Annotated in this window: 21 protein-coding genes and 3 pseudogenes; 12 read left to right on the plus strand and 12 right to left on the minus strand. The window is 73.2% G+C overall.

The window, feature by feature from the left end:
• Window positions 1-93 precede the first annotated feature (93 nt).
• Window positions 94-672: pseudogene (locus K7B10_RS08215) on the plus strand (transposase); the annotation flags it as partial.
• 501 nt (window positions 673-1,173) lie between these two features.
• Here K7B10_RS08215 and K7B10_RS08220 read toward each other — a convergent pair.
• Window positions 1,174-1,830, minus strand: a complete 657-nt coding sequence (locus K7B10_RS08220; RefSeq protein WP_229335318.1) for a DUF5701 family protein — start codon at window positions 1,828-1,830, stop codon at window positions 1,174-1,176.
• 257 nt (window positions 1,831-2,087) lie between these two features.
• Here K7B10_RS08220 and rox point away from each other — a divergent pair, with 257 nt between their 5' ends.
• On the plus strand, window positions 2,088-3,548 hold the full coding sequence (gene rox, locus K7B10_RS08225) for a rifampin monooxygenase (RefSeq protein ID WP_229335319.1): 1,461 nt from the start codon (window positions 2,088-2,090) through the stop codon (window positions 3,546-3,548).
• A gap of 185 nt (window positions 3,549-3,733) precedes the next feature.
• Entirely contained in the window at window positions 3,734-5,809 is a 2,076-nt protein-coding gene (locus tag K7B10_RS08230; protein WP_229335320.1) for a DUF11 domain-containing protein, read from the plus strand.
• A gap of 128 nt (window positions 5,810-5,937) precedes the next feature.
• Here K7B10_RS08230 and K7B10_RS08235 read toward each other — a convergent pair whose 3' ends face one another.
• Window positions 5,938-6,495 carry a pyridoxamine 5'-phosphate oxidase family protein gene (locus tag K7B10_RS08235; protein WP_229335321.1) on the minus strand — a complete coding sequence of 186 codons (558 nt, stop codon included), beginning with the start codon at window positions 6,493-6,495 and terminating at the stop codon, window positions 5,938-5,940.
• A gap of 179 nt (window positions 6,496-6,674) precedes the next feature.
• Here K7B10_RS08235 and K7B10_RS08240 point away from each other — a divergent pair, with 179 nt between their 5' ends.
• Entirely contained in the window at window positions 6,675-7,337 is a 663-nt protein-coding gene (locus K7B10_RS08240; protein WP_229335323.1) for an O-methyltransferase, read from the plus strand.
• Between the two features lie 41 nt (window positions 7,338-7,378).
• Entirely contained in the window at window positions 7,379-7,843 is a 465-nt protein-coding gene (locus K7B10_RS08245; RefSeq protein ID WP_030862046.1) for a type II toxin-antitoxin system PemK/MazF family toxin, read from the plus strand.
• Window positions 7,844-7,890: 47 nt separating this feature from the next.
• Here the strand turns inward: K7B10_RS08245 and K7B10_RS08250 are convergent, their stop codons facing one another.
• On the minus strand, window positions 7,891-8,760 hold the full coding sequence (locus tag K7B10_RS08250; RefSeq protein ID WP_229335325.1) for a TIGR02452 family protein: 870 nt from the start codon (window positions 8,758-8,760) through the stop codon (window positions 7,891-7,893).
• A gap of 135 nt (window positions 8,761-8,895) precedes the next feature.
• Here K7B10_RS08250 and egtA point away from each other — a divergent pair, with 135 nt between their 5' ends.
• Genes egtA through egtD form a run of 4 tightly spaced genes read left to right on the plus strand, consistent with a single transcriptional unit; the run spans window position 8,896 to window position 13,407 of the window.
• Window positions 8,896-10,239 carry an ergothioneine biosynthesis glutamate--cysteine ligase EgtA gene (egtA, locus tag K7B10_RS08255; RefSeq protein WP_229335326.1) on the plus strand — a complete coding sequence of 448 codons (1,344 nt, stop codon included), beginning with the start codon at window positions 8,896-8,898 and terminating at the stop codon, window positions 10,237-10,239.
• Window positions 10,236-11,585: an ergothioneine biosynthesis protein EgtB gene (egtB, locus tag K7B10_RS08260; RefSeq protein ID WP_229335327.1), complete on the plus strand. Its 1,350-nt coding sequence runs from the start codon at window positions 10,236-10,238 to the stop codon at window positions 11,583-11,585. The genes egtA and egtB overlap by 4 nt, the downstream gene beginning before the upstream one ends.
• Window positions 11,585-12,343 carry an ergothioneine biosynthesis protein EgtC gene (gene egtC, locus K7B10_RS08265; RefSeq protein WP_229335328.1) on the plus strand — a complete coding sequence of 253 codons (759 nt, stop codon included), beginning with the start codon at window positions 11,585-11,587 and terminating at the stop codon, window positions 12,341-12,343. The genes egtB and egtC overlap by 1 nt, the downstream gene beginning before the upstream one ends.
• On the plus strand, window positions 12,340-13,407 hold the full coding sequence (egtD, locus tag K7B10_RS08270; protein WP_229335329.1) for an L-histidine N(alpha)-methyltransferase: 1,068 nt from the start codon (window positions 12,340-12,342) through the stop codon (window positions 13,405-13,407). Before egtC ends, egtD begins: the two co-directional genes overlap by 4 nt.
• Before the next feature lie 236 nt (window positions 13,408-13,643).
• Here the strand turns inward: egtD and K7B10_RS08275 are convergent.
• From K7B10_RS08275 to K7B10_RS08285, 3 genes and pseudogenes are all read right to left on the minus strand, one after another.
• Window positions 13,644-14,174, minus strand: a pseudogene (locus tag K7B10_RS08275) (lysophospholipid acyltransferase family protein); the annotation flags it as partial.
• Window positions 14,171-15,025 (minus strand): GNAT family N-acetyltransferase, encoded by an 855-nt coding sequence (locus K7B10_RS08280; RefSeq protein WP_229335330.1) that lies wholly within the window; start codon window positions 15,023-15,025, stop codon window positions 14,171-14,173. The gene K7B10_RS08280 and the pseudogene K7B10_RS08275, both read right to left, overlap by 4 nt.
• A 252-nt stretch (window positions 15,026-15,277) precedes the next feature.
• Window positions 15,278-16,540 (minus strand): extracellular solute-binding protein, encoded by a 1,263-nt coding sequence (locus tag K7B10_RS08285; protein ID WP_372481386.1) that lies wholly within the window; start codon window positions 16,538-16,540, stop codon window positions 15,278-15,280.
• A 165-nt stretch (window positions 16,541-16,705) separates the two neighbouring features.
• Between K7B10_RS08285 and K7B10_RS08290 the strand changes: the two genes are divergently transcribed.
• Entirely contained in the window at window positions 16,706-16,921 is a 216-nt protein-coding gene (locus tag K7B10_RS08290) for a dodecin (protein ID WP_229335331.1), read from the plus strand.
• 106 nt (window positions 16,922-17,027) lie between these two features.
• On the opposite strand, the gene K7B10_RS08295 is transcribed toward K7B10_RS08290, so the two are convergent.
• Window positions 17,028-17,522: a phosphatase domain-containing protein gene (locus K7B10_RS08295; RefSeq protein WP_229335333.1), complete on the minus strand. Its 495-nt coding sequence runs from the start codon at window positions 17,520-17,522 to the stop codon at window positions 17,028-17,030.
• 53 nt (window positions 17,523-17,575) lie between these two features.
• Here K7B10_RS08295 and K7B10_RS08300 point away from each other — a divergent pair, with 53 nt between their 5' ends.
• Together K7B10_RS08300 and K7B10_RS08305 are read left to right on the plus strand one after the other, a co-directional pair.
• A complete protein-coding gene (locus tag K7B10_RS08300) occupies window positions 17,576-18,592 on the plus strand; it encodes an LLM class flavin-dependent oxidoreductase (protein ID WP_229335335.1) in 1,017 nt (338 codons plus the stop codon).
• A gap of 27 nt (window positions 18,593-18,619) precedes the next feature.
• Complete coding sequence (locus K7B10_RS08305) at window positions 18,620-21,016, plus strand: excinuclease ABC subunit UvrA (protein WP_229335336.1); 2,397 nt, start codon at window positions 18,620-18,622, stop codon at window positions 21,014-21,016.
• Between the two features lie 351 nt (window positions 21,017-21,367).
• On the opposite strand, the gene K7B10_RS08310 is transcribed toward K7B10_RS08305, so the two are convergent.
• The 5 genes and pseudogenes from K7B10_RS08310 to K7B10_RS08330 all read right to left on the minus strand — a co-directional run bounded on the left by K7B10_RS08310 (window position 21,368) and on the right by K7B10_RS08330 (window position 26,872).
• Window positions 21,368-22,033 carry a hypothetical protein gene (locus tag K7B10_RS08310; protein WP_229335337.1) on the minus strand — a complete coding sequence of 222 codons (666 nt, stop codon included), beginning with the start codon at window positions 22,031-22,033 and terminating at the stop codon, window positions 21,368-21,370.
• Window positions 22,034-22,150: 117 nt separating this feature from the next.
• Window positions 22,151-23,020: a stealth family protein gene (locus tag K7B10_RS41230; RefSeq protein ID WP_308284563.1), complete on the minus strand. Its 870-nt coding sequence runs from the start codon at window positions 23,018-23,020 to the stop codon at window positions 22,151-22,153.
• 67 nt (window positions 23,021-23,087) lie between these two features.
• Window positions 23,088-23,948: pseudogene (locus K7B10_RS41560) on the minus strand (Stealth CR1 domain-containing protein); the annotation flags it as partial.
• A gap of 180 nt (window positions 23,949-24,128) precedes the next feature.
• A complete protein-coding gene (locus tag K7B10_RS08325; RefSeq protein WP_229335338.1) occupies window positions 24,129-24,878 on the minus strand; it encodes a succinate dehydrogenase/fumarate reductase iron-sulfur subunit in 750 nt (249 codons plus the stop codon).
• Complete coding sequence (locus K7B10_RS08330) at window positions 24,875-26,872, minus strand: fumarate reductase/succinate dehydrogenase flavoprotein subunit (RefSeq protein ID WP_229335339.1); 1,998 nt, start codon at window positions 26,870-26,872, stop codon at window positions 24,875-24,877. Before K7B10_RS08330 ends, K7B10_RS08325 begins: the two co-directional genes overlap by 4 nt.
• Window position 26,873 lies beyond the last annotated feature (1 nt).

Here is a 26,873-nt window from a genome sequence, read left to right on the forward strand (position 1 = left end):
CGTCGGCGGTCTAGCCGGTTCTCGCGGAAGGTCTCCTGCCAACGTGCGGCGTTCGCGTACCGGAGGACGGTGTTAAGTCCGTGATCTGATGGTTTGGGCGGGGCCGGTCGGCCCGCCGGGTCGGAGAGGCGAGATCGCGTGACTGAGACACAGATAGAGGCCGCTGTCGACGGGCAGCTCCCGCCGGAGCAGGTCGAGGCTGTGCTCGAGCGGGCCCTGCAGGCCGAGATGAGTGAACACCTCGGCTATGACAAGGGCGATCCGGCGGGTCGGGTCAGCGGCAACAGCCGCAACGGCACTGCCGCGAAGACGGTCCTGACGGACATCGGACCGGTCCAGGTCGAGGTGCCCTGGGACCGCAGCGGCGAGTTCGAACCGCAGATCGTCCCGACGAATGCCCGCTGGCGGTCTGGTTTCGACGAGCAGGCCCTGGCCCTCTACGCCCGTGGCATAACGGTTCGCGACATCCAGTCCTATCTGGCGAAGATGTACGGTAGCGACGTTTCACCGGACCTCATCTCGAAGGTGACGGATGCGGTCAACGACGAGATCACAACTTGGCAGTCGAGGCCCCTCGACTCGCTCTGGCCGGTCGTCTACATCGACGCGCTGTGGATCAAGGTGCGGGACGGCAAGGTCGCCAACCGGCGGCTACTTCTTTCGGTTGGCGTCAGCGATCGCGCCACCTTATCCACAACTCATGCGCTGCATCCCTCGCTCGGTCCGTCAACCGCTGACGCCGGGAAGTCCTAAGCCAAGCCTCATAGAACTCCCGCTGCTCCTCCACAGTCCCGACATCGGCCGGATTCGCATGACTGAAGATGAATACACGTTCTCGCGCGACTTCCCTTTTCTTCAATAGATAAAGGGTCTGCCCACCCGTCATGTCGCGCAACATGCCCGAAGGATGGGCATCGATTCGCGCTCCGTTGCAGAGCAACAAGTACCCCAGAGGCTCAATCTGGAGCCTCACATTCTTGAGCGCTTCAAACAGATCAGCTCCAGAAGTCCTAGAGGTTGTCCCGTAATCCCCGGCGGGCGCGCGGCGCCACCTACGGCACCTCGCCGCGCTGTCGGGATCGCCCGAATACGCCCGGTATGAGGACGGTCCTTCGCCTTGCGATGCACCGCATCTGACGCCGCGCTGACCCACCGCGGATTACGGGACAGCCTTTAGGGAGTGCGGCCCGTCGCGGAGGCGAAGCCGAGCCAGGTGTGGCGGTTGCCCCACCAGCACCAGCCGACCTTCGGGGCGTTGCGCCGCTCGCGGCCGTCGCGTCCCGTGCCGTTGCTGATCCAGATCGCCGGGGTACGGGCGTCCGGGGTGCCGTTCGGTTTGCGCAGCCGGGAGCCGACGGTCATGAAGCAGTGGTTGCGTTCCAGCGCCGCCGGCTGCTGGAGCACCCAGTGGATGCCCTCGCCGAGCAGCAGCGGAGTGCGCTCGTCCCGGGTGAGGGCCGGAAGTGCCTCCTCCGGGCTCCAGTTGGACATGTGGTCGCCGCGATCGAGGCCGGTGACCACGTAGAGCGGGGCGTCGGGCACCTCGATGACATCGAGCGGGGCGAAGCCGTCGACATCGGCCATGTCGGTGACGACGAAGCCCGGCTTGCCGTCTCGGCGCAGCAGCGGGGCCAGCGCGGAGGCGGGGACGCGGTCCGGATGGACGGCGAGCAGGCCTGCGCCGTCCTTGGCGGAGGTGTACGCGCGCAGCTGATCGGCGGTGATTCCGGCGAGTTCGTGCACCCCGAGCTCGATCAGGCGCTCGGCCTGGGCGGCGAGCGACGGGAGAGGGGGCACGGCGGGCTGGGACGAGGTTTCGGGTACGGCCACGAGCACGGCACTCCTGCGGTTCGCGGTTCAGAGCAGCGGACCCCGGGGCAACGAGACGGCTCGCCGGAAGGTTCCCGGCAGGAAAAAACGAAAGGCAAGGAGCGTCACGCACTCCTTGCCACTCTCAACATATAGCGCACCGGGGGGCTTGCGGCAAGGCCCCCGCCGTGCCGCACAATCGTCGGCCGAGGCCAGATCCGGCCGATATCAGCGATTCGCGCAGAACATGTGCCGTTGTCGACGTACCTGGGGTTTTCATGATGGACGTGATCGTGGTCGGCGGCGGGCCGACCGGCTTGATGCTGGCCGGCGAGCTGCGGCTGCACGGCGTGCGGGTGCTCGTACTGGAGAAGGAGACGGAGCCCACCCGTCAGTCCCGCGCGCAGGGTCTGCACGTACGCAGCATCGAGGTGATGGACCAGCGGGGCCTGCTGGAGCGGTTCCTGCCGCTCGGGCGGCAGTTCACGGTCGGGGGCTTCTTCGCCGGCCTCGGCGCCTCCTGGCCGCAGGGGCTGGACACGGCGCACTCGTACGTCCTCCACATCCCGCAGGAAATCACCGAGCGGCTGCTGGCCGAGCACGCCACCGAGGCCGGAGCCGAGATCCGGCGCGGCTGCGAGCTGGTCGGTCTGGGCCAGGACGAGCACGGCGTGAGCGTCGAGCTGGCCGACGGCACCCGGCTGCGCGCCCGCTACGTCGTCGGCTGCGACGGCGGCCGCAGTACGGTGCGCAAACTGCTCGGAGTCGGCTTCCCCGGCGAGCCCTCCAGGGTCGAGACGCTGCTGGGGGTGATGGAGCTGGCCGAAGCTCCCGGGACGATCGCCGCCGTGGGGGCCGAAGTCCGCAAGACCCAGATGCGGTTCGGCGCCACGCCGCTGGGGGACGGGGTCTACCGCGTGGTCGCGCCCGGCGCGGGCGTGGCCGAGGACCGTGCCGCGCCCCCGACGCTCGACGAGTTCAAGCAGCAGTTGCGCGCCTTCGCCGGCACCGACTTCGGCGCGCACTCGCCGCGCTGGCTGTCGCGCTTCGGCGACGCCACCCGGCTGGCCGAGCGCTACCGGGTCGGCCGTGTACTGCTGGCCGGCGACGCGGCACACGTCCACCCGCCGACCGGCGGGCAGGGGCTCAACCTCGGTATCCAGGACGCGTTCAACCTCGGCTGGAAGCTGGCCGCCGAGATCGCCGGCTGGGCACCGGAAGGGCTGCTGGACAGCTACCACGCCGAACGCCACCCGGTGGCCGCCGCCGTCCTGGACAACACCCGCGCGCAGATGCAGCTGATGTCGGACGGGCCGGGTCCGCAGGCGGTGCGCCGGCTGCTGGCGGAACTCATGGCCTTCGAGGAGGTGAACCGGCACCTGATCGAGAAGATCACGGCGATCTCCGTCCGCTACGACTTCGGCGGGGGTGAGGCGGGCGGGGAGGTCCACGAACTGCTCGGCCGGCGGATGCGGGACGTGACGCTGGGGGACGCGGCGCCGGGGGGCGGCCGCCTCTACGAGCTGATGCACGGCGGCCGCGGCCTGCTGCTCGACCGGACCGGCCGGCTCTCGGTGGCGGGCTGGGCGGACCGGGTGGACCACGTCGTCGACTCCGGTGGGGAACCGGACGTGCCCGGCGTGCTGTTGCGGCCGGACGGCCACGTGGCATGGGTCGGTGACGACCAGCGGGATCTGCTCGGCCACCTGTCCAAGTGGTTCGGCGCCGCCGCCGGCTGAGCGCACGGCCCGGCAGGCGGCCACGCTCAGCCGATCCCGCGAGCACCCCCCGCGCGCTCCTCCGCCGGGGTGGTTCCCGGGGCCGGGCGGGCGCGGTACGGCACGTCTCGCGGGGCGCGGGAGGGCTCCCGTACGAAGCTGTGCGCTGCTCCCTGCACCCCGCGAGGCCGGAGGTTCGTACGCCCATGACCCACGCACACCTGAGACCGGCCCGGTGGCCGCGCCGCGGACCCGGCGGGACGACCGGGGTGCTGGCCGCCGCGCTCGGCCTGGCGCTCGTACTCGCGCTGCCCGGCTCCGCGCTGGCCGCACCCGGCGATCTGGATCCCTCCTTCGGGCCCGACGGCCGGGTGGTCACCCCCTTCCCCGGGTACGCGGAGGGCCACGACATCGCGCAGCAGGCCGACGGCAAGCTGGTCGTGGCGGGCCTGAGCGAGGGCGGCTTCGCGCTCGCCCGGTACAACGCCGACGGCGGCCTCGACTCAGGCTTCGCCGGGGACGGTACGGTCACCAGCGACTTCGGCGGTGGCGCCCATACGGCCAACGCGGTGGCGATCCAACCCTCTGACGGGAAGATCGTCGTGGCGGGCACCACCGAGGTGATCGCGGAGGAGGGCGGCGGCTGCTGCTTCTTCTCCGTGGCCCGCTACAACACCGACGGCAGTGCGGACACCGGCTTCGGTGACGGCGGCCTCGTACGCCTCGAGGAGTTCGGCGGGTCCGCGGACGGCGCCGACGTGGCGGTCCAGCCCGACGGCAAGATCATCGCCGCGGGCAAGGGCGCCGGCGGAGGCTTCGCCCTGGTCCGCCTCGACACCGCCGGAAACCTGGACCCGAGCCTCGGCGGTGACGGCGCGGTCGTCGCGGGATTCACGCCCTCCTCGCCCCAGGACGCCGGCGGCACCGCCCGCCGCATGGCCCTCCAGCCGGACGGCAAGATCGTCTCGGTCGGGTACGTGGGCAACACCGACTTCGACATCGGCGTGGCCCGCTACCTGCCCAACGGCACCCTCGACACCACGTTCAGCGGTGACGGCATGGTGACCGCGAACTTCGGCGGCACCGAGTTCGGCAACGCCGTGGCGGTGCAGTCGGACGGCAAGATCGTCGCGGCGGGGTCCGGCGGGGCCGGCGTCGCCCTGCTGCGCTACAACGCCGACGGCAGCCCCGACGGCGGCTTCGGCACCGGCGGGCGGACCTCGGTCCACTTCCCGGGCGACGGCGGCGGCGCGAACGCGATGGCGCTCCAGCCGAACGGCAAGATCGTCATCGCGGGGCAGGCCGACGACCCGAACAGCCAGGAGGCCAACGACTTCGGCCTGGCCCGCTTCAACACCAACGGCACGGTGGACACCGGCTTCGGCGGCGACGGCTTCGTGGTCACCGGCTTCCAGGACTGGGACGAAGCCCGCGGGGTGCTCGTACAACCTGACGGCAAGATCGTCGCCGCGGGCTTCGGGGCGGGCTCCGCCTTCGCCCTCGCCCGCTACCAGGGCGGCGACGGCACGGCTCCGCCCCCGCCGCCCGGCGCGAACCTGTCGGTGACGCAGACCGGTACGGCCGCCGTGAGCATCGGCGACCGCGCCTCGTACACGGTGACGGTCTCCAACGCCGCGGCCTCCACCGCCACCGCCACCGGCGTGACCCTCACGGACACGCTCTCCGGAGCAGGAGTGGGCCTGACCTCGGCCGCGGCCTCACAGGGCACGTGTACGACCACGGCGACGGGGGCCGTCTGCGCCCTGGGCTCCCTGGCCCCGGGCGCGAGCGCGACGGTCACGGTGACGGGCGAGCCCCGGGCCGCCGGTACGGTCACGAACACGGCCGTCGTGAGCGCGACGCAGCAGGACCCCGTTACGTCCGACAACACGTCCGTGACGACGACTTCGGCGAACAACGCCCACGGCTGCACGATCATCGGCACCACCGGAGCCGACACGCTGACCGGCGGCTACTTCACCGACGTGATCTGCGGTCTCGGCGGCAACGACACCGTCCGCGCGGGCTACGGGAACGACACCGTCTACGGCGGCTACGGCAACGACAACCTCGACGGCGGCTTCGGCGACGACAACCTCGACGGCGGCTTCGGCGACGACACCGTGAACGGCGGGCCGGGCAACGACATCCTGACCGGCGACTACGGCAACGACCGGCTCACGACCACGGACGCCGTCTCCGGCAACGACACCGCCAACGGCGGCCCCGGCACGGACACCTGCACCACCGACCCGGGCGACACCCGCACCAGCTGCCCCTGACCCCGCCCCCACCCGGGAGAGCCGTCGCCACCCCCATGGCGACGGCTCTCCCCCGTTGCCGGACCGGCTCGCCCCCGAGCGGCGGATCCGGGGGGGGAACCCGGGTGGGGTGCGGCCGGACGTGCCGCTCAGAAGGTCCAGCGGGTGTGGGTGTAGACGCCGTCGTCGCGGCCGAAGCCGTAGGCCGTGGCCGGGCGGACCCCGAACATCGCCACGTCGCCCTTGCGGAGCGCGTCCCCGATGCCGTGGAAGGTGCCCTCGGAGGAGGTGACGTGGGGGCCGTACTTCGTCTCGTACGCCGCGATCACCTGCTCCAGCAGTGCCGGATCGGTGACCTGCTCCGCCGGGCCCTCGACCACGAGGTCGAGCCCCTCGGTGAGGGAGTTGCCCCCGGTGGTGAGCGCGCAGTGGCCGTTGTGGGCGAGGTTCTTCGCCTTCTGCTCGCCCGGGCCGGTCGAGAAGTACAGCGCTCCCTCGTGCCAGGCGGCGATCACGGGAGTGACGTGCAGTCGGCCGTCGGCCCGTACCGTGGACACCCAGAAGACCTCGGCGGCGTCCAACTGCCGCCGGGCCTCGGCCCAGTCGGTGGCGGTCACGTCCGCGGCGCCCGGGCGGGGGTTGAGGGCGGAGCTGTAGCGGGCGTCGAGTTCGGTCGTGGGGTGCTGCGCGGGTCCCTGTGCCGGCATGGCGGACCTCCCTTCCTCTCCTGCCCCCAACGACCGGCCGCCCGCGCGGAAACCGTCATCGGGCCCGCTTTCGCCCGTCTGACCCCCTGCGCTTCCACGGTCTGTTGAAAGATCCGCCCTTCGTGTAAGTTCCCTTTGGGAACTCGTATGTGAGGTCGGCGAAGGGATCGGGAGAGCTCATGGGGCAGCAGACGTGGACGGCCGTTGACGACTACTTCGACGGGCTGCTCGTCGAGGAGGACGAAGCGCTGCTCGCCGCCAACGCGGACGCCGCGTCCGCCGGACTGCCCGCGCACCAGGTGGCTCCCAACCAGGGCAAGCTGCTGCACCTCCTCGCCCGGATCCGCGGCGCGCGCACCGTCCTGGAGATCGGCACCCTCGGCGGCTACAGCACCATCTGGCTCGCCCGGGCGCTGCCGCCCGGCGGGCGGCTGGTCACGCTGGAGGCCGACCCGCGGTGCGCCGACGTCGCCGCCGCGAACATCGCGCGGGCCGGACTGGCGGACGTCGTCGACATCCGGCGCGGCCGGGCCGTCGACCTGCTGCCTGAGCTCACCGGCCTCGCCCCGTTCGACCTGGTCTTCATCGACGCCGACAAGCCGTCGAACCCGGACTACCTGAAGTGGGCCCTCGAACTGACCCGGCCCGGCAGCGTCATCATCGGCGACAACGTCGTGCGCGACGGCGCCGTCGTCGACCCCGACAGCACCGACCCCCGCGTCCAGGGCGTCCGCCGGTTCACCGAACTCATCGCCGAGCACCCGAGGTTGACCGCCACGGCCCTCCAGACCGTCGGCGGCAAGGGGTACGACGGCCTCGTCATGGCCCTGGTCACCGACTGACCCGCACCACGGCGACGCCCCGAGCCACTAACCTCAGCCGCATGACGGCACTTTCCCACCACAGCTCCGACCCCATCGAGCAGCCCGGGCGCGGCGGGGCCACCGCCACCACCGAGGCCGATCCGCACGCCATCGGGCCCGTGCGCACCGAGTACGCGCCCGACAAGGACGGCGACCCCGACCCCGGCGAGATCGTGTGGACCTGGGTCCCGTTCGAGGAGAACGACGGCCGCGGCAAGGACCGGCCGGTGCTGGTCGTCGCCCGGGAGGCGGGCGGGCGGACGCTGCTCGCCGTGCAGCTTTCCAGCAAGCGGCACGACAACGACCGGGAATGGGTGCCGATCGGGACCGGGCCGTGGGACGGCGCCGGACGGGAGTCCTGGGTGGACGTGGACCGGGTGCTGCGCGTGCACGAGGACGGCATGCGGCGCGAGGCGTGCGCCCTGGACCGGGGCAGGTTCCAGCTGGTCGTGGACCGGCTCCGAGAGCGCTACGGCTGGCGGTAGCGGATTCCGTACGTCGCGCGGGGGCCCCGGCCCCTACGCCCCGGCCCCTACACCCCGGAGCCCCCGGAGCCCGCGAGGCCCCCGAAGCCTGCGAAAGTCCGTTCGAACGCCTCCCGCGGCCCCGGATCTCGGTCCAGCACCCCGAACACCACCCGCTCGAAGACCCCCGCGAAGCGTCCGGCCAGCAGGGCCCGGAAGGCTTCCGCGACCTCGGCCGGGTCGTTCCGGAACACCCCGCACCCCCACGCCCCCAGCACCAGCCGCGGATATCCGTGCAGCGCCGCCGTCTCCAGGACGCGCTCCGCGCGCCGCGCCAGGGCCGCCGGGATCTCGGCGACGCGCTCCGGCTCCTGGCGGCGGATCGTGCCCGCGTTGGGAGCCGGTGAGGTCAGGAATCCGGCCCGGAAGGGGGTGTCCAGCAGCTCGCCCCGGTCGTCGCGGAAGACCGGCACCCCGGGGGAGTGAATCACCCGGTCGGTGTAGAAGGTGCTGCGCCCCGCGCGGTGGACCTCGTAGTACTCCGGGGCCTCCAGCAGGGTCTCGTACAGGGCCGAGGCGCGGCACAGCGCCTCCTCCTGCGCCTTGGCCCCGCGGACGTATCCGCCCCCGGGATTACGGGCCGAGGCGAAGTTCAGGACGGCGACCGAGGCCCCGCAGACCGGCCCCGGACCGGCCCCGGCGAGCCTGCGGGCCGCGACCGTGCTGCTCTCCCCCGTGACCTCGACGGCCGTCTCACACCGCTCGACGGGACGACGCTCGTCTGGAATGACCTGGTTTGGCCCATATATTCTGGTTCCGGCCCTGGATTCCGCCAGGGCGGCGGCCAGGGAGACGTGCCGCCCCGACCGCGTCCGGTATCCGCCGGCCGCCACGATGGTCGCGTTCTCCCGCGCGATCTCGCGCAATCTGCTGCTCACGTCGCCATCATCGGCAGCAGGAACCACCCGCGGCCAGAGATTTTCCGCGCGGTGGCGCGCACCCCCCATTTTCAGGCCGACGAGGACGGGTAGGTAGGCATGGTCAGGTCACACCCGCGGACAGGAGACCCTGCCATGCCACAGGACGCGTACGCACCACCGGACCCGAAGACGATGGGCGACTCACCCGCACTCGGCGAAACAGCTGCCGAGGACCTGGTCCACGGCATCTGTTTCAAGACGGGACCGCCCCGCACCCTCGGCGCCGAGCTCGAATGGCTCGTACTGGACGCCGACCGGCCGAGCGCGATACTTCCGCCGGACCGGCTGACCGCCGCCCACGACGCGGCCCGCGCCCTGCCCCTGCACTCCCGGCTCACCATCGAGCCCGGCGGCCAGCTGGAGCTCAGCTCCGCGCCCGCCCCCTCCCTCTCCGGATGCGTGGACGGCCTGCAAGCCGATCTCACCGCCGTACGGGCCGCTCTGCGGTCCCAGGGCCTGGTCCTGCGGGGCACCGGCCGCGATCCACGCCGACCGCTGCGCCGCTTGCTGTGCAGCCCGCGCTACGACGCGATGGAGGCCTACTTCGACCGCACCGGCCCGGCCGGGCGCGCCATGATGCGCTCCTCCGCCTCCGTGCAGGTCTGCGTGGACGCCGGGTACGAGGAACCGGGCCCGCTCGGGTACGGCCGGCGCTGGCGGCTGGCCCACCTGCTGGGCGCCGTGTTCGTGGCGGCCTTCGCGAACTCCCCCGCGCACGAGGGCCCGTACGCCGGCTGGCGGTGCTCCCGGCAGGGGATCTGGCACGACATCGACGCCCGCCGCGCGCTGGCCCCGCCGCTCGACGCCGAACCGCGGGCCGGCTGGACCCGGCACGCGCTGGACACCGAGGTGATGTGCGTACGGTCGCCCGGCGACGGGCCGTGGCCGGTCCCGAACGGCATGACCTTCCGCGACTGGCTCCGCGCCGGAGAAGGGGCCGCCGGCGGGGGCGGCGACGGCACCCCGCGTACGGACGGCCTCCGGCCGCCCACCGCCGAGGACCTGGAGTACCACCTGACCACGCTGTTCCCGCCGGTGCGCCCGCGCGGGCACCTGGAGTTCCGGATGATCGACGCCCAGCCCGGCGACGACGGCTGGCTGGTGCCGGTGGCCGTCGTCCACGCGCTGTTCGACGATCCGGAGGCCGCCGAGAGCGCCTACCGCGCGGCGAAGGCGCTGGCCGACACCCACGGGACGCGGCCCGCGCCGCGCAATCCCCTCTGGCGGTCCGCCGCCCGCCACGGCCTGGCCGACCCGGAGCTGCGCACCGCTGCGGCCGCCTGCTTCCGGGCCGCAGCCGAGGCACTGCCGCGGCTCGGTGCGAGCCGGCACGTCCAGGACGTGGTCGGGGCCTTCGCCGAACGCTTCACCCTGCGCGGCCGCTGCCCGGCCGACGACGGATACCTGCAGCTCACCGGGACGGGGGCCCGCTCATGACCGCATCGCCTTCAGCCGACTCCACCCGGCGGACACCCGCCGGCGACTCCGGCCGCGCCGACCTTCGCGAGCGGGCCTTCACGGCCCTGACCGCGGCCCGTGCCCGTACGGCCCTGCTCACCGACGCCGTCAGCGACCGCGACCTGACCGCCCAGCACTCCCCGCTGATGTCCCCGCTCGTCTGGGACCTGGCCCACATCGGGAACCAGGAGGAGCTCTGGCTGCTGCGCAACGTCGCCGGACACGACTCCCTGCACCCCGAGATCGACCCGCTCTACGACGCCTTCCAGCACCCCCGCGCAGAGCGGCCGAAGCTCCCCCTGCTGGGGCCGGCGGAGGCCCGACGCTACGCCGCCGAGGTGCGCGGCCGGGTCTTCGACCTGCTGGAGCGCACCGCTCTGGAGGGCTCGGCGCTGCTGGACGACGGTTTCGCGTTCGGGATGATCGCCCAGCACGAACAGCAGCACGACGAGACCATGCTGATCACCCATCAGCTGCGCCCGGGCGAGCCGGTGCTCACGGCCCCCGACCCCGGCCCCCCGCAGGGACCGCCGCCCGCGGCCGCCGAAGTCCTCGTTCCCGGCGGCCCGTTCACGATGGGAACCTCGGCCGAGCCGTGGTCGCTGGACAACGAGCGGCCCGCGCACGACCGGGACACCGGGGCGTTCTGGATCGACACGGTGCCGGTGACCAACTCCGCGTACCAGGCCTTCGTCGCCGACGGCGGCTACCGGGACGAGCGCTGGTGGGCCCCCGAGGGCTGGGACCAGATCCACCGGCACGGCATCGAGGCGCCGCTGTTCTGGCGCCGGGAGGCCGGCCAGTGGCTGCGCCGCCGCTTCGGCGTGACCGAGCCGGTGCCCGCCGACGAGCCCGTACTGCACGTCAGCTGGTACGAGGCGGACGCGTACGCCCGCTGGGCGGGGCGCCGGCTGCCCACGGAGGCGGAGTGGGAGAAGGCGGCCCGGCACGACCCGGCCACCGGCCGCTCCACCCGCTACCCCTGGGGCGACGAGGACCCGACCCCGGCGCACGCCAACCTCGGCCAGCGCCATCTGCGTCCGGCCCCGGCCGGCAGCTACCCGGCGGGGGCGTCCCCGCTCGGGGTGCGCCAGCTGATCGGCGACGTGTGGGAGTGGACCTCCTCCGACTTCCTGCCGTACCCGGGGTTCCGGGCCTTCCCGTACCGCGAGTACTCGGAGGTGTTCTTCGGCCCCGAGCACAAGGTGCTGCGCGGCGGCTCGTTCGCCGTGGACCCGGTGGCCTGCCGGGGGACCTTCCGCAACTGGGACCTGCCGGTGCGCCGGCAGATCTTCTCCGGGTTCCGGACCGCGAGGGATGCCTGATGTGCCGGCACATCGCCTTCGTGGGGCCCGAGATACCCCTGGCCCGGCTGCTGACCGAGCCGGAGCACTCCCTCGTGCGGCAGTCCTGGGAGCCGCGCCGTCAGCGCCATGGCACGGTCAACGCCGACGGCTTCGGCGTGGGCTGGTACGCGGAGGGCGATCCGGCCCCCGCGCGCTACCGGCGGGCCGGGCCGATCTGGGGGGACCCGAACCTCGCCGATCTGGCCCGGGTCGTCCGTACCCGGGTCGCGCTGGCCGCCGTACGGGACGCCACCGTGTTCGGGGCGGACGGGGAGGCCGCGGCGGCGCCGTTCGCCGCCGGGCCGTGGCTGTTCAGCCACAACGGCGCGGTACGGGACTGGCCGGACGCGGTGGCGCCGCTCGCGGCCACCCTGCCGCCCGCGGAGCTGCTGTCCCTGGCCGCGAGCACCGACTCGGCGCTGGTGTGGGCGCTGGTGCTGCACCGGCTGCAGCGGGGGGACGACCTCGGCTCGGCGCTCGCCGAGCCGGTGCGGGAGATCGCGGCGGCCGCGCCCGGCTCCCGGCTCAACCTGCTGCTGACCGACGGCACCGGCATCGCCGCTACGGCCTGGGGCGATTCGCTCTGGTACCTGGCCGACGCGGCGGCCGAGCGCACGGTGGTGGCGTCCGAGCCCTACGACGACGATCCCCGCTGGTGCGAAGTACCCGACCGGACCCTGCTGACCGCCCGTGGCACACGGGTCGATCTGACCCCGCTGAAGGAGACCTCCCCGTGAGCGACTTCCAGTTGACCCGCACCCTCGACGAGCACTCCGCCGACACCGCGCTGCGCGCGGACGTCCTGCACGGGCTGACGGCGTCCCCCAAGGTGCTGCCGCCCAAGTGGTTCTACGACGCGCGGGGCAGCGAACTCTTCGAGGAGATCACCCGCCTGCCCGAGTACTACCCGACGCGCGCCGAGCGGGAGATCCTGCTGGCGCGGGCCGGGGAGATCGCCTCGGCCAGCGGGGCGCGCACGCTGGTGGAGCTGGGTTCCGGCTCCTCGGAGAAGACCCGGCACCTGATCGAGGCGATGCCCGCGCTGGACACGTACATCCCGGTGGACGTGAGCGGGAGCGCCCTGGAGGGGGCGGGGCGGACGCTGCTGGCGGAGCACCCGGGACTGCGGGTGCACGCACTGGTGGCCGACTTCACGAAGCCGCTGCGGCTGCCGGACACGCCCGGGCCCCGGCTCGTGGTGTTCCTCGGCGGCACGGTCGGCAACCTGCTGCCGCCGGAGCGCGCCGTGTTCCTGGCCTCCGTACGGGCGATGCTGTCGCCCGGGGACGCCCTGCTGATGGGGACGGACCTGGTGAAGGACGAGGCCGTGCTGGTGGCCGCGTACGACGACGCGCAGGGGGTGACGGCCGAGTTCAACAAGAACGTGCTGGCCGTCGTCAACCGGGAGCTGGGCGCGGATTTCCGCACCGAGGACTTCGCGCACGTGGCGGTGTGGAACCGGGAGCAGGAGTGGATCGAGATGCGGCTGCGGGCCCGGTCGGAGCTGGTGGTGAAGGTCCGGGCGCTGGATCTGGTGGTGCCGTTCGCGGCGGGCGAGGAGATCCTGACGGAGGTCTCCGCGAAGTTCCGCCAGGAGGGCGTGCGAAAGGAACTCGCCGAAGCCGGACTTGAGTTGACTCAGTGGTGGACGGACGCGGAAGGCCGCTTCGCGCTGTCCCTGTCGGTGGCCGACGGCGAGCTCGGCTGGGCCGGCACGCCCGCGAGCAGTGCGGCGGCGGGGAGCGGGGGGACGGGTACGACGGGTACGACGGGCGTGGATTCGGCGGCGACGGCCGCCTGAGCCGCGGCCGCGAGCTCCCGCCGGTCCTCGTGGCGGCCCGGCGGGATCCGCGGCAGCAGCCGGACCTCGGCCCGCACCCCGCGGGCCCGGGCGATCCGCCACAGGGACGCGGTCAGCGGATCGTCCCCGACGAAGGCGGGCGCCGCGGCGGGGCTCCCGTCAGCGAGCCGGTAGGTGAGCCGCACCGGCTGTACGGGCACCCGGGCGTCGAGGGCGGACTGGAAGGCGGCCCGCCGGAAGGGCCCCCGGGCGCGACCGCACCAGGTGCTGCCCTCGGGGAAGACGGTGACGCGGTCGCCGGCCAGCAGGGCGTGGGTGATGGTCTCGACGGTGGCGGGGAGGGCTCGGATCCGCTCCCGTTCGATGAACAGGGTGCCGTTCTGCCGGGAGAGGGGCCCGAGCACGGGCCAGTTCCTGATGTCGCTCTTGGCCAGCATCCGGCAGGGCATGGCGGCGGCGACGAGCGGGATGTCCAGCCAGGAGATGTGGTTGGCGACGATCAGGCGGCCGCCGTCCGGGCCGGGGCTCCCCTGCACGGTGATCCGGATGCCGAAGGCCCGGACGAGGGCGGTCGCCCAGGCGCGCACCAGGGCCTGGCGGGGACGGGTGGGGAGCAGCCGGACCGGCTGGCAGCCCAGGATCCCGAGCAGGATCAGGGCGACGGCGGCGGCGAGCCGGAGCACCGCGCGGGCGAGACCCGCCCGCTCCCCCTCGTGGCCGGCGCAGGCCTCGGGGGTGCAGGGCGAGGTGGGCAGCCAGGCGTTCATGCGGCCGGGACGAGCGAGAGGAAGTGCTTGAGGTAGCGCGGGTTGGTGCGCCGCAGGGAGAGCAGGACGTACAGGTCGGCGCAGCCGAACTCGGCGTCGAGGGCGGGCTCTCCGCAGACCCAGGCGCCCAGGCGCAGGTAGCCGCGCAGCAGCGGGGGCAGTTCCACGCGGGCGGGGAAGGTGATGCCGTCCGGGTTCCAGCGGAGGTGCGGGGTGACGCGGTACTCCTCGGGGGCGAGGTTGCGGGTGAGGACGTTCTCGCGGGTGGCGGCGGCCAGGACCCCGCCGTCGGCGAGCGGTATCGAGCAGCAGCCGGCGAGCCAGTTGTGGCCGGAGCTGTCCATGTAGCGGGCGAGGCCGGCCCAGATCAGCGCGATGACGGCCCCGTTGCGGTGGTCGGGGTGGACGCAGGAGCGGCCGACCTCGACGAGGTCCGGGCGGATCGGGGCGAGGGCGGAGAGGTCGAACTCGCCCTCGGAGTAGAGGCGGCCGGCGACGGCGGCGCGCTCCGGCGGCAGCAGCCGGTAGGTGCCGACGACCTGCCCGGTCTCCTCCTCGACGACGAGGAGGTGGTCGCAGTAGGCGTCGAAGGCGTCGGAGTCGAGGCCCGGCTCGGGCCCGTCGAGGCGGGCGCCGAGCTCGCCGGCGAAGACCTGGTGGCGCAGGCGCTGGGCGGCGCGCACCTCGTCCTCGTCTCGGGCGAGGCGGACGGTGTAGTGGGGGGTGGCCGGGAGGGCCGGGGGCGCCGTGACGGGTGCGGCCGCGGGGACGGCAGCGGTGGTGCGCAGGGCGGTGACGGCCGGGGTCGCGGTGGGGGGAAGGGTGGACGGGGACAGGGGGGCGATCGTCATGGCGGCTCCTGATCCGGGCACGGGAGCCAGGCCGGCAGGTGGTGTGGCCTGGCTCCTTTACTTCTTCCGTGACCGGCTGGATTCGACATGACCGCTCAGCGGCACTTGGATGTGCGAACGCTGAACTCGGCGGGGGCGGCGCGACTCGACACCCGCTCGACGGGATCTCGACACGTGCTCGAAAGGCGCTGGGGCCGCCGTGCGCCCGAAAGGCGCCGGGGTCGCCGTGCGCCCGAAAGGCGGCCGGAGCCCTCAGCGGTCGGAGCTGAGTACCTTGCTGATCGTGTCAGAGGCCGTCTTGGCGGCCTGCTTCGGGTCCTGTCCGGTGAGTACGGCCGTCATGTAGGGCTTGATCGGGTTCTTGCCCTCGACCTCGGCCCAGCGTGCGGACTTCGGGGTGGCGCGCCCCTGGGCGGCTCCCGGCGCCATGCTCGCGGCGCCCTCGTTGCCGTCGACCACGTGTGCGAGGGTGGCCTTGTTCGGTACGTAGCTCATCGTGCGGGCGAGCTCGGTCTGCCAGGTCTCGCTGACGAGCGCGCTGATCACGTCGACGGCCTGGCGCCGGTGCTTCGTCCGCTCCGGGATGATCAGGTCGGAGCCGCCGGTGAAGACGGCGCCGGGCTTGTCGGAGGTCTTGCCGGGGACCGGGAAGAAGCCGAGCTTGCCCTTGAGGGCCGGGTTGGCGGCCTCGATGGCGGAGGCCTGGCCGGGCGGGGCGATGATCTGGCCGACGTCGCCCCCGGCGAACACCTCGGACTGCGGGGGCGTCTCCTCGTCGGCGTTCTTGGGGCCGTCGCCGAGGGCCTGGAGCTGCTTGTAGAACTCCATGCCGGCCAGGGCCTTGTCGTCGTCGAGGGTGCCCACCCACTCCCCGCCGGTCTCGACGGCGAGGTCGCCGCCCTCGTCCCAGATGAACCCGGAGAGGACGTACCAGTTCTGGCCGGGCAGGTAGATGCCCTGCCGGTCGCCCTTGTCGAGCTTCTGGGTGGCCTGGATCCACTCCTGGCGGTTCTTGGGCGGGGTCTTGATGCCGGCGTTCGCGAAGAGGTCCTTGTTGTAGATCACCACGCGGTTGGCGGCGTACCAGGGGACGCCGTACTGGGCCCCGTCGATGCTCGCCGGGTCGGAGAGGCCCTTGAGCCAGTCCTTGCTGCCCCACTCGCGCAGGCCTTCGAGGGTGAGTTCGGACAGGCCGCCGGTCTCGATGTACTGGGCGACCTGGGTGTTGCCGACCTCGATGACGTCGGCGCTCTCCGCGCTCTTGCCGGCGAGGACGGCGTTGACCTTCTCACCGATCCCCGTCCACTCCTGGATCTTGACCTCCAGGTCGACTCCCGGGTGCTCCTTCTCGAAGGAGGAGGTGAACTTCGCGATGAACTCCTCCGAGGCGCTGCCCTTCATCAGCCAGAGCGTCACCTTCTGCGTCCCTCCGGCCGATCCCGCCAGCTGGCTGCAGCCGGTGAGGGCTGTCGCGGCCGCGAGAGCCGTGCACATGGCGAGGAAGCGCATCTTCACGAAGGTCACCTTCTGGAGTCCGGTCTCGGAGATGGCTTGAAATTGGCATAGACCAATGAGCGGGTCAAGGCCCTTTCGCTCGGGACTGTTCACACAAAGTTCGCGTAGTCGGACTTACTGGGGCACCGTGGAACGAGGCAAAAGCCCCCACCGTCGGGAGAACCCATGTCGAACCACACCTACCGGGTGACCGAGATCGTCGGCACCTCCCCCGAGGGCATCGATCAGGCCATCCGCAACGGCATCAACCGGGCCGGCGAAACGCTGCGCAACCTGGACTGGTTCGAGGTCACCCAGGTGCGCGGGCACATCGAGAACGGCGCGGTGGCGCACTACCAGGTGGGACTCAAGGTCGGGTTCCGCCTCGACGGCGAGGACTGATCACGGGGGGCGATCGGCTGCCACGGATACGGACGCGCGGACGGCCGCGCGGGCCGCACGCCACCGCGCCCGGCCCGCGCGGCCGTGCGACCCGCGCGTCACGGCCTCAGGTGCGACCTTCGCCCTCCTGGGCGGACTTGAGCTCCGGCGCGTCCGCCGCCCAGTCCGCCAGGAGCACCTTGAAGCCCGCGGCGCGCGCCGCCTGGCAGACGAGCTCGTCGTCGTCCACGAGCATCCGCACCTCACGGCCCCGGGCGATCCGCCGCAGCACCTCCAGCTTGGTCACCCGGGCCGGCCTGCGGTCCTGGTTCCCGCGCATCCACAGCCGGCCCTCGGGCAGTCCGTGACGGATCAGCCACTCCTGCGTGTCCGCGCGGCACCGTTCCGGGCGCCCGGTCAGGTACACGACCTCGCAGTCGGCCGCCTGCTCCACCGCCAGCACCACCCCGCGCGCCAGCGGCGGGTCGGCCGGGGCCGCGCCGAAGAAGCCGTCCCAGTCCCGGGGACGGCCCTCCAGGAAGTGCTGGCGGTGATCGGTGTCGGCCAGGGTGTTGTCGATGTCGAAGACGGCCAGCGGCCGGCGGTCCTTGCTGTCACTCATGCGGGTCAGCGTAGGCAGGGAATCCTTTCGGCGCCCGTGCGTTACAGCCTTGTGTGATCCGCAGAATCTCCATCCTCGACCGGTCCCGCACCCGCGAGGGGCACACCGCCCCGCAGGCCCTGCGCGACACCGTGGAGCTCGCCCGCGCGGCGGAGCGGCTCGGCTACCACCGCTTCTGGGTGTCCGAGCACCACAGCGTCCCCGGGGTCGCGGGCTCCGCGCCCGCCGTACTGGCCGCGGCCGTCGCCGGGGCCACCCGGCGGATCCGGGTCGGAACCGGCGGGGTGATGCTGCCCAACCACCAACCGCTGGTGGTCGCCGAGCAGTTCGGGGTGCTGGAGTCACTGTTCCCCGGCCGGATCGACATGGGGCTCGGCCGCTCGGTCGGCTTCACCGGCGGGATCCGGCGGGCGCTGGGCCGCGACACCGGGGACGCGGACCGTTTCGAGGAGCAGCTGACGGAGCTGCTGGGCTGGCTGGACGGCACCCAGCGGGCACATCCCGAGGTGCACGCCCACCCGGCGGAGGGGCTGCGGATTCCGGCGTACGTGCTGGCCACCGGTGAGGGCGCCGGGATCGCGGCCCGGGCCGGGCTGCCGCTGGTGGTGGGCGACCTGCGGGCGCGGGACCGGGTCACGGAGGTCGTCGAGCGCTACCGCGCGCAGTTCCGCCCCTCGGCCGCGGGATCGCGGCCGTACGTGATGGTCTCCGGGACGGTGGCCGTGGCGGACACCCCCGGGGCCGCCCGGCGCATCCTGGTCCCGGAGGCCTGGTCCCTCGCGTACTCCCGCACCTGGGGCAGCTTCCCGCCCCTGCGCCCGGCGGAGGAGGTCGAGGCGCTGGCCATGACCCCGAAGGAGCGGGAACTGTACGAGAGCGGGCTCGCGGGGCACGTCCACGGCACGCGGGAGCAGGTCGCGGAGCGGCTGGCCGAGGTGGCCGCGCGGACGGGCGCGGACGAACTGCTGGTCACCACCTCCACGTACGACCGCACGGCGCTGCTGGACTCCTTCGAGCGGCTCGCCCGGCTGGCGGGGCTGACGGGACCGGCGGGGCCGGACGGGCTCTGACCGCGCACGGCCCGTAAACTGGGGCGAATGCACCACTCCACCGCGCCCGAGACCCACCACGACCCCTTCGTACGGGTGAGGGGAGCCCGGGAGCACAACCTGCGCGGCGTCGACGTGGACATCCCGCGCGACGCCCTGACCGTGTTCACCGGGGTCTCCGGCTCCGGCAAGAGCTCCCTGGCCTTCGGGACGCTCTACGCCGAGGCACAGCGCCGGTACTTCGAGTCGGTGGCCCCGTACGCGCGCCGCCTCATCCACCAGATCGGCGCCCCGAAGGTGGACTCCGTCACCGGGCTGCCGCCCGCCGTCTCCCTGGAGCAGCGGCGCTCCTCCCCCGGATCGCGCTCCTCGGTGGGGACGGTGACCCTGCTGTCCAACTCCCTGCGGATGCTGTACTCGCGCGCCGGCAGCTACCCGCCGGGCGCCGGACGGCTCGACTCGGACGCGTTCTCCCCCAACACCGCGGCCGGCGCCTGCCCTTCCTGCCACGGTCTCGGCAGCATCCACCGCACGAGCGAGGAACTGCTGGTGCCGGACCAGGGCCTGTCGATCCGTCAGGGGGCGATCGCCGCCTGGCCCGGGGCCTGGCAGGGCAAGAACCTGCGGGACATCCTGGAGGTGCTCGGGTACGACGTGGACGCGCCCTGGCGGGAACTGCCGGCGAAGGACCGCGAGTGGATCCTGTTCACCGAGGAGCAGCCGGTGGTCACGGTGCACCCGGTGCGCGACGCGGACCGCATCCAACGGCCTTACCAGGGCACGTACATGAGCGCCCACCGCCACGTGATGCGGACCTTCTCCGACAGCAAGAGCGCGACGCTGCGGGCCCGCGCGGAGCGGTTCCTGACCGATTCCCCGTGCCCGGCGTGCGAGGGGCGGCGGCTGCGGCCGGAGGCGCTGGCGGTGACGTTCGCGGGCCGTACGATCGCGGAGCTGGCGGCGCTGCCGCTGACCGCCCTGGACGCCGTACTGGCCGGCGCGCCCCCGGACGGGGAGGCGGCGCGGGTGCTCGTCGAGGACCTGCGGGGCCGGATCGGGCCGGTCGTGGAGCTCGGGCTCGGCTATCTGAGCCTGGACCGCACCGCACCGACCCTGTCGGCGGGCGAGCTGCAGCGGCTGAGGCTGGCGACGCAGCTGCGGTCCGGGCTGTTCGGGGTGGTGTACGTGCTGGACGAGCCGTCGGCCGGGCTGCACCCGGCCGACACCGAGGCGCTGCTCGGCGTGCTGGACCGGCTCAAGGCGGCGGGGAACACGGTGTTCGTGGTCGAGCACCACCTGGACGTGGTGCGGCACGCGGACTGGCTGGTGGAGGTGGGTCCACTGGCCGGCGAGCACGGCGGCCGGGTGCTGTACAGCGGGCCGCCCCGGAGGCTGGCCGGGGTGGCCGGGTCCGCGACGGCGCGCCACCTGTTCGCGGGGCGCGAGGCGGATCCGGGGCGGCGGCCGGTGCGGACGGCGAGCGGATCGGTGCGGCTCACCGCAGTGGAGCGGCACAACCTGCGGGGTGTGGACGCCGCGTTCCCGCTCGGGGTGTTCACGGCGGTCACCGGCGTGTCGGGGTCGGGGAAGTCCACGCTGGTGGGTCAGGTGCTCGCCCGGGAGGTCGGGGAGCGGATCGCCGACCCGGGGTTCCCCGTGCGGCGGCTGGTGGAGGTGGACCAGAAGCCGATCGGCCGGACCCCGCGGTCCAACCTGGCCACGTACACGGGGCTGTTCGACGTGGTCCGCAAGCTGTTCACGGCCACTCCACAGGCCCGTGAGCGCGGCTGGAAGGCGGGCCGGTTCTCCTTCAACGTCCCGGGCGGCCGGTGCGAGACCTGCCAGGGCGAGGGGTTCGTCTCGGTGGAGCTGCTGTTCCTGCCCAGTACGTACGCCCCGTGCCCGGAATGCGCCGGGGCCCGGTACAACACCGAGACCCTGGACGTGCGGTACGACGGGCTGAACATCGCGGAGGTGCTGGGCCTGACGGTGGAGTCCGCGGCGGCCTTCTTCGCCGGGGTCCCGGCGGCGGCGCGCAGCCTGCGGGCGCTGGAGGACATCGGGCTGGGCTATCTGCGGCTGGGCCAGCCCGCGACCGAGCTGTCGGGCGGCGAGGCGCAGCGGATCAAGCTGGCGACGGAGCTCCAGCGGCAGCGCCGCGACCACACCCTGTACGTGCTGGACGAGCCGACGACCGGGCTGCATCCGGCGGACGTGCGGGTGCTGTTGCGGCAGCTGCACGGACTGGTGGAGGCCGGGCACTCGGTGGTGGTGGTGGAACACGACATGGAGGTGGTCGCGGGCGCTGACTGGGTGATCGACCTGGGTCCGGGCGGCGGTACGGACGGCGGCCGGATCGTCGCGGCCGGCACACCGGCGGAGGTCGCCGCCACGGGCGGGAGCCGGACGGCGCACCACCTCGCGCGGGCCCTGGGGCAGCCTTAGGTTCCAACGGAGTTGGTGGGCTGCGGGCGGGGCGAGCAGCCCGTTCGTCGTCATGGCAGGCAGGGCCTGCGGCCGCCGTGTTCGCGTGGGCGCTGACCCGACGGCCTCCGGCGCGGGCGCGCCTGCGGGCCGGCCGACGAGCACGGCGCCCTCCTCGTCCGCCTTGTTCCCCTCGCGCCTGTCCCCGTCCTCGCCCCCCCGCGTCCACGGGTCCGCTCACCAGCACCCACAGCGGGCCGTGCCCCGACACCGACGGACCGCAGCGGCCCGGACTCGAAGTCGTGCTCCGCGCGTGCGGGAACCACACCGGCCGGTCCTGGCGGAGGTGAGAGCGGCCCGGCGGCAGGTGGCCTACGCGTCGCCCGGGAGCAGGTGCTGCGCGAGTTCGCGGAAGGTCCACTTCCCCTGCTGCCGGGTGAACATCCACACCAGGTCGTGGCGGTCGGGCCAGGCGGCGGGGACGCCGAGGACCCGGTGGGCGCCGAGGGCGTGGATCAGGCGGGGGATGCCGGTGTGCTCCCAGCAGACGAGTACGGGCATGGGCCCGGCCAGTGCGGCCCGCGCCAGGGCCTCTTCGGCGCCGACGCCGAACTCGGAGCGCAGGGGGGTGCGGAGGGCGGCGATCAGCGGCTCGACCGTCTGGCGGCAGCGGGCGGGGGGCCGGCCTCCGGCACCGGCCGGGCCGCCGGCCGCGAAGACGACGGCGGGGCGCGGCAGCGACGATCCACCGGCGGGCGGGAAGAGGCGGTGCAGTTCCTCGGCCCGGCGGCGGCCGCGCCCGGCGAGGGACCCGGGGTCCTCGTTGCCGTCCTCGTCCTCGCCGAGGTCCCCGGCGTACGGCTTCTCCGCGTGCCGGATCACCATGACCAGGGCGTCCTTCGGCGCGGGCTCCGGGCCGTGCGCGGCGCTCCCGGACGGGTCCTGCGCGGAGCAGCCGGTCAGCGCGAGCGGGGCGAGGGCGGCGGCCGCCAGGAGGGTGCGGCGGCGCGGTCCGGACCCGGCGGGGGCATCTGGCATGGGGCCCACTGTCCCCCACGGGCCGGACGCCTGCGCGGCGCGGCGCGTCGTACGGCCGCCACGAGCGCCCGGTCGGCCGATCGGATCAGCCGATCGGCCGAGGGGCCCGTACGGCCCTCACCTCTCGTAGGGCGAGGGCACCGGGAAGTACGCCTCCAGGAAGGCGGTGACCGCGCGCTGCTGCTCCTCGGGGGAGAGCCCGGGTGCCGTGTCGTCGTCGGCGAGGCAGAACGCGTCGGACCAGCGGTCGGCCGCCAGGCCGGGCAGCCGGGCGATCTCCTCGGCCCGGCCGGTGCTGACGTACGCGTGGTGCAGTTCGCCCTCCACGGCGCGGCCGTCGGCGAGGGCCAGGTGGGCGGCGAGGGTGACGGGGGCGAGGTCGTCGGCACTGCGGAAGACCGAGCGGCTGATGGTGTCCAGCCGGCCGGGCAGCCGCTCCTCGACGTGGGCGAAGAGGGAGCGGCTGAGCGGGTACGGGGTGTGGGCCAGGATGTGCGGGTAGGTACGGCCCACGGCCTGTTCGATCGCGTGGCGGGTGGCCTTCTGGGAGGCGGTGAACACGTCGTCGTCGACGCCGGGGGCGCTGGGGGCCACGGCCCGCCGGTCGTGGAAGACCTTGGGCAATCCGGAGGAGAGGAAGTAGTTCTGGGGGCGCTGCGGGCGGCCGAGGAAGATGTCGTCGTTGAAGTAGAGGAAGTGCTCCGCGAGGCCGGGGATGCGGTCGAGCCGGCTCTCGATGGCGTGGGAGTTGAAGACGGGGAGGCCGGCGGGGTCGGCGAACAGCTCCCGGTGGTCGACGACGGTGACCCGGGGGTGGTCGGTGGCCAGCCAGGCCGGGGTCTGGTCGTCGGTGACGATGAAGACGCGGCGGATCCAGGGCGCGTGCGCGGCGATGGAGCGCAGGCAGTAGCGGAGCTCCCCGCGGTCGCGGTAGCGGTTCTCGGCGTGGTCGACGGGAGCCCGCCCGGCGGCGCCGGCTCCGGCCACCGCCGCGGCCGCCGCGGCGCCCGGCGGCGCCGTCTCCGGCCACCGCCGCGGCCGCCGCGGCGCGGTCCCTGCGGCGGCGCCAGGCGGGGTCGGCGGCGTCGACCCAGGTGATCACGGCGTCGACGGGGAAGTCGATGTCGTCCGGGAAGCGGCCCGCGAAGGCGTCGACGACGGGATGGTCGCGGTCGCCGACGCGGGTGGTGGACGTGGCTTCGAGGGTGGGCACCCACCAGCCGTACGGGGTCTCGCGCAGCCCGGCGATCGCACCGATGCCCGACTCGGCGGCCTCCCAGAACTCCAGGTCGCAGCCGGTTTCGGGGCCGTAGGCCACGGTCCGGCCGGAGGTGACGACCGGCTGGAAGAGCAGGATGCCCTTGACCTTCGGGTGGGGGGTGCCGACGGGCGGGCCCTCCTGGGCCGCGACGGCTTCGGGAAGGCTTTCGGCGAGGACCTCGACGGCTTCCCCGGTTGCGCCACTGCCGTCGTCGCCGCCGTCACCGTCGCCGAGGAGCCGGGCGTACACCGGGAGCCCGGCGAAGGCCGCGGCGCATGCCTTCAGGGCGGCCTCGCGGTCGCCCGGGGCGATGGCGACCCGGTGCCGCAGCCCCCCGTCGGGGACCAGTCCGTACGGGACGGCGGCCCTCTCCAGTGCCTCGGCGACCGCGCTCAGGTTGGCGTCCCGGGCTCCGGCGGGCAGCAGGTCGTCGCGGACCCGGGAGAGCCGGCCCCTGTGGCGGACCATGCCGGCCGCCGTCCCCAGCAGCTCGTCCTCACGGGCCCGGCCGGGCGGGGGCGGCACCCGGTTCCCGCTCCCGGTGCGCTCCCGCTGGGCGGCGTCCGGCTGCTTCGGCACGCCGCCGGGCCGGCGCAGCGTCCGTACGATCCGGCGCAGGCCGACGGGAAGGGGGAGACGGGGCAGGCCCTGCATATACGACCTCGCGAGACGGCGCCGGTGTGCGGCACCCGAGGATGCGGACGGCACCCGGCGTGCGGGGGTGCGGCGCCGTCCGGCAGGCAGGGGCGGATGCCTCGTTCACCTCCACCTTTCCCTTGGTTCATTTTTCACGCAAGGGCCGGGAGTCCGTTATCCCCGTCTCACAGGCACTTCTCAGTTTCCTCCGTGCTTGCGGACCGCCCGCAGCCATTCGCGGTTCATGGCGGCGATGGACGGCAGCGGGATGCCCTTGGGGCAGGCCGTGGCGCATTCGCCGGTGAGGGTGCAGCCTCCGAAGCCCTCGTCGTCCATGCGGGCCACCATGTCGAGGACGCGGGTCTCCCGCTCCGGCGAGCCCTGCGGCAGCACGTTCAGGTGGTTGACCTTGGCGGAGGTGAAGAGCATCGCCGAGCCGTTGGGGCAGGCCGCCACGCAGGCCCCGCAGCCGATGCACTCGGCGTGCTCGAAGGCGGAGTCGGCGTCGGCCTTGGGCACGGCGGTGGCGTGCGCCTCGGGAGCCGATCCGGTCGGGGCGGTGATGTAGCCGCCGGCCTGGATGATCCGGTCGAAGGCGCCGCGGTCCACGACGAGGTCCTTGACCACCGGGAAGGCGGCGGCCCTCCAGGGCTCGACGTCGATGGTGTCGCCGTCGGCGAAGGAGCGCATGTGCAGCTGGCAGGTGGTGGTGCGCTCGGGTCCGTGGGCGTCGCCGTTGATGACGAGGCTGCACGCGCCGCATATCCCCTCGCGGCAGTCGTGGTCGAAGGCGACCGGGTCCTCGCCGCGCAGGATGAGGTCCTCGTTGAGGGTGTCGAGCATCTCCAGGAACGACATGTCGCGGGAGATGCCGTCGACCTCGTACGTGACCATGGCGCCGGGGGCGCCGGGGTTCTGCTGGCGCCAGACGCGCAGGTTGAGCCTCATGCGTAGCTCCGCTGGGTGGGGTGGACGTACTCGAAGACGAGGTCTTCCTTGTGCAGGACGGGGGCCGCTCCGGTGCCCTGGTACTCCCAGGCGGCGGCGTAGCCGAACTCCTCGTCGCGGCGGGCGGCCTCGCCGTCCGGGGTCTGGGACTCCTCGCGGAAGTGGCCGCCGCAGGACTCGGCGCGGTGGAGGGCGTCGAGGCACATCAGCTCGGCGAGCTCCAGGTAGTCGACGATGCGGTTGGCCTTCTCCAGCGACTGGTTGAACTCCTCGCCGCTGCCGGGGACCTTGATCCGCCGCCAGAACTCCTCGCGGATCTCCGGGATCCGGGCGAGGGCCTTGCGCAGGCCCTCCTCGGTGCGGGACATGCCGCAGTACTCCCACATGAGCTCGCCGATCTCGCGGTGGAAGGAGTCCGGGGTGCGGTCCCCGTCGACGGCGAGCAGCTTGGCGAGGCAGTCGCGGACCTCCCGGACGGCGGCCGCGGCCTCGGGGTGGGTGTCGTCGACGGCCTCCTGGTGCGGGTGGCGGGCCAGGTAGTCGTTGATGGTGGAGGGAAGCACGAAGTAGCCGTCGCCGAGGCCCTGCATCAGGGCGGAGGCGCCGAGGCGGTTGGCCCCGTGGTCGGAGAAGTTGGCCTCGCCGATGGCGAAGAGGCCGGGGACGGTGGTCTGGAGGTCGTAGTCGACCCACAGGCCGCCCATCGTGTAGTGCACGGCGGGGTAGATCCGCATGGGGACCTCGTACGGGTTCTCCGCGGTGATCCGCTCGTACATGTCGAAGAGGTTCCCGTACTTCTCCGCGACCTTGTCCCGGCCCATGCGGCGGATGGCGTCGGCGAAGTCGAGGTAGACGCCCTGGCCGCCGGGGCCGACGCCGCGGCCCTCGTCGCAGACGTTCTTGGCCGCGCGGGAGGCGATGTCGCGGGGTACGAGGTTGCCGAAGGAGGGGTAGATCCGCTCCAGGTAGTAGTCGCGCTCGGCCTCGGGGATCTGCGCGGCGGGGCGGGTGTCGCCCTGGGCCTTGGGGACCCAGATGCGGCCGTCGTTGCGCAGGGACTCGCTCATCAGGGTGAGCTTGGACTGGTGCTCGCCGGTGCGCGGGATGCAGGTGGGGTGGATCTGGGTGAAGCACGGGTTGGCGAAGTAGGCGCCGCGCCGGTGCGCCCGCCAGACGGCGGTCGCGTTGGAGTTCATGGCGTTGGTGGAGAGGTAGAAGACGTTGCCGTAGCCGCCGGAGGCGAGGACGACGGCGTCCGCGTAGTACGTGGAGACCTTGCCGGTGATCAGATCGCGGGCGACGATGCCGCGGGCCACGCCGTCGACGGTGATCAGGTCCAGCATCTCGGTACGGGCGTGCATCTCGACGTTGCCGGCGGCGATCTGCCGGGACAGTGCCTGGTAGGCGCCGAGGAGGAGCTGCTGACCCGTCTGGCCGCGGGCGTAGAAGGTGCGGGAGACCTGGACGCCGCCGAAGGAGCGGGTGTCGAGGAGGCCGCCGTACTCGCGGGCGAAGGGGACGCCCTGGGCCACGCACTGGTCGATGATCTCGACGGATATCTGCGCGAGACGGTGGACGTTGGACTCGCGGGCGCGGAAATCGCCGCCCTTGACGGTGTCGTAGAAGAGGCGGTGCACCGAGTCGCCGTCGTTGCGGTAGTTCTTGGCGGCGTTGATGCCGCCCTGCGCGGCGATGGAGTGGGCTCGGCGCGGGGAGTCGGAGAAGCAGAACTGGACGACGTGGTAGCCCTGTTCGGCGAGGGTGGCGCCGGCCGCGCCGCCGGCCAGGCCGGTGCCCACGACGATGACGGTGTGTTTGCGGCGGTTGGCCGGGTTGACGAGCTTGGCCTCGAAGCGGCGGCGGTCCCAGCGTTCGGCGATGGGGCCTTCGGGGGCCTTGGTGTCGGCGATGGGATCGCCGGTGCCGTAGTGGGTGTAGTCGGTGTGGGCGTGATCGGTGTGGGCGTGGTCGGTGCGTGCGTGGTCGGTGCTCATG

The sequence above is a fragment of the Streptomyces flavotricini genome (assembly GCF_020639365.1).
In the GTDB taxonomy this organism is placed as follows: Bacteria; Actinomycetota; Actinomycetes; order Streptomycetales; family Streptomycetaceae; genus Streptomyces; species Streptomyces flavotricini.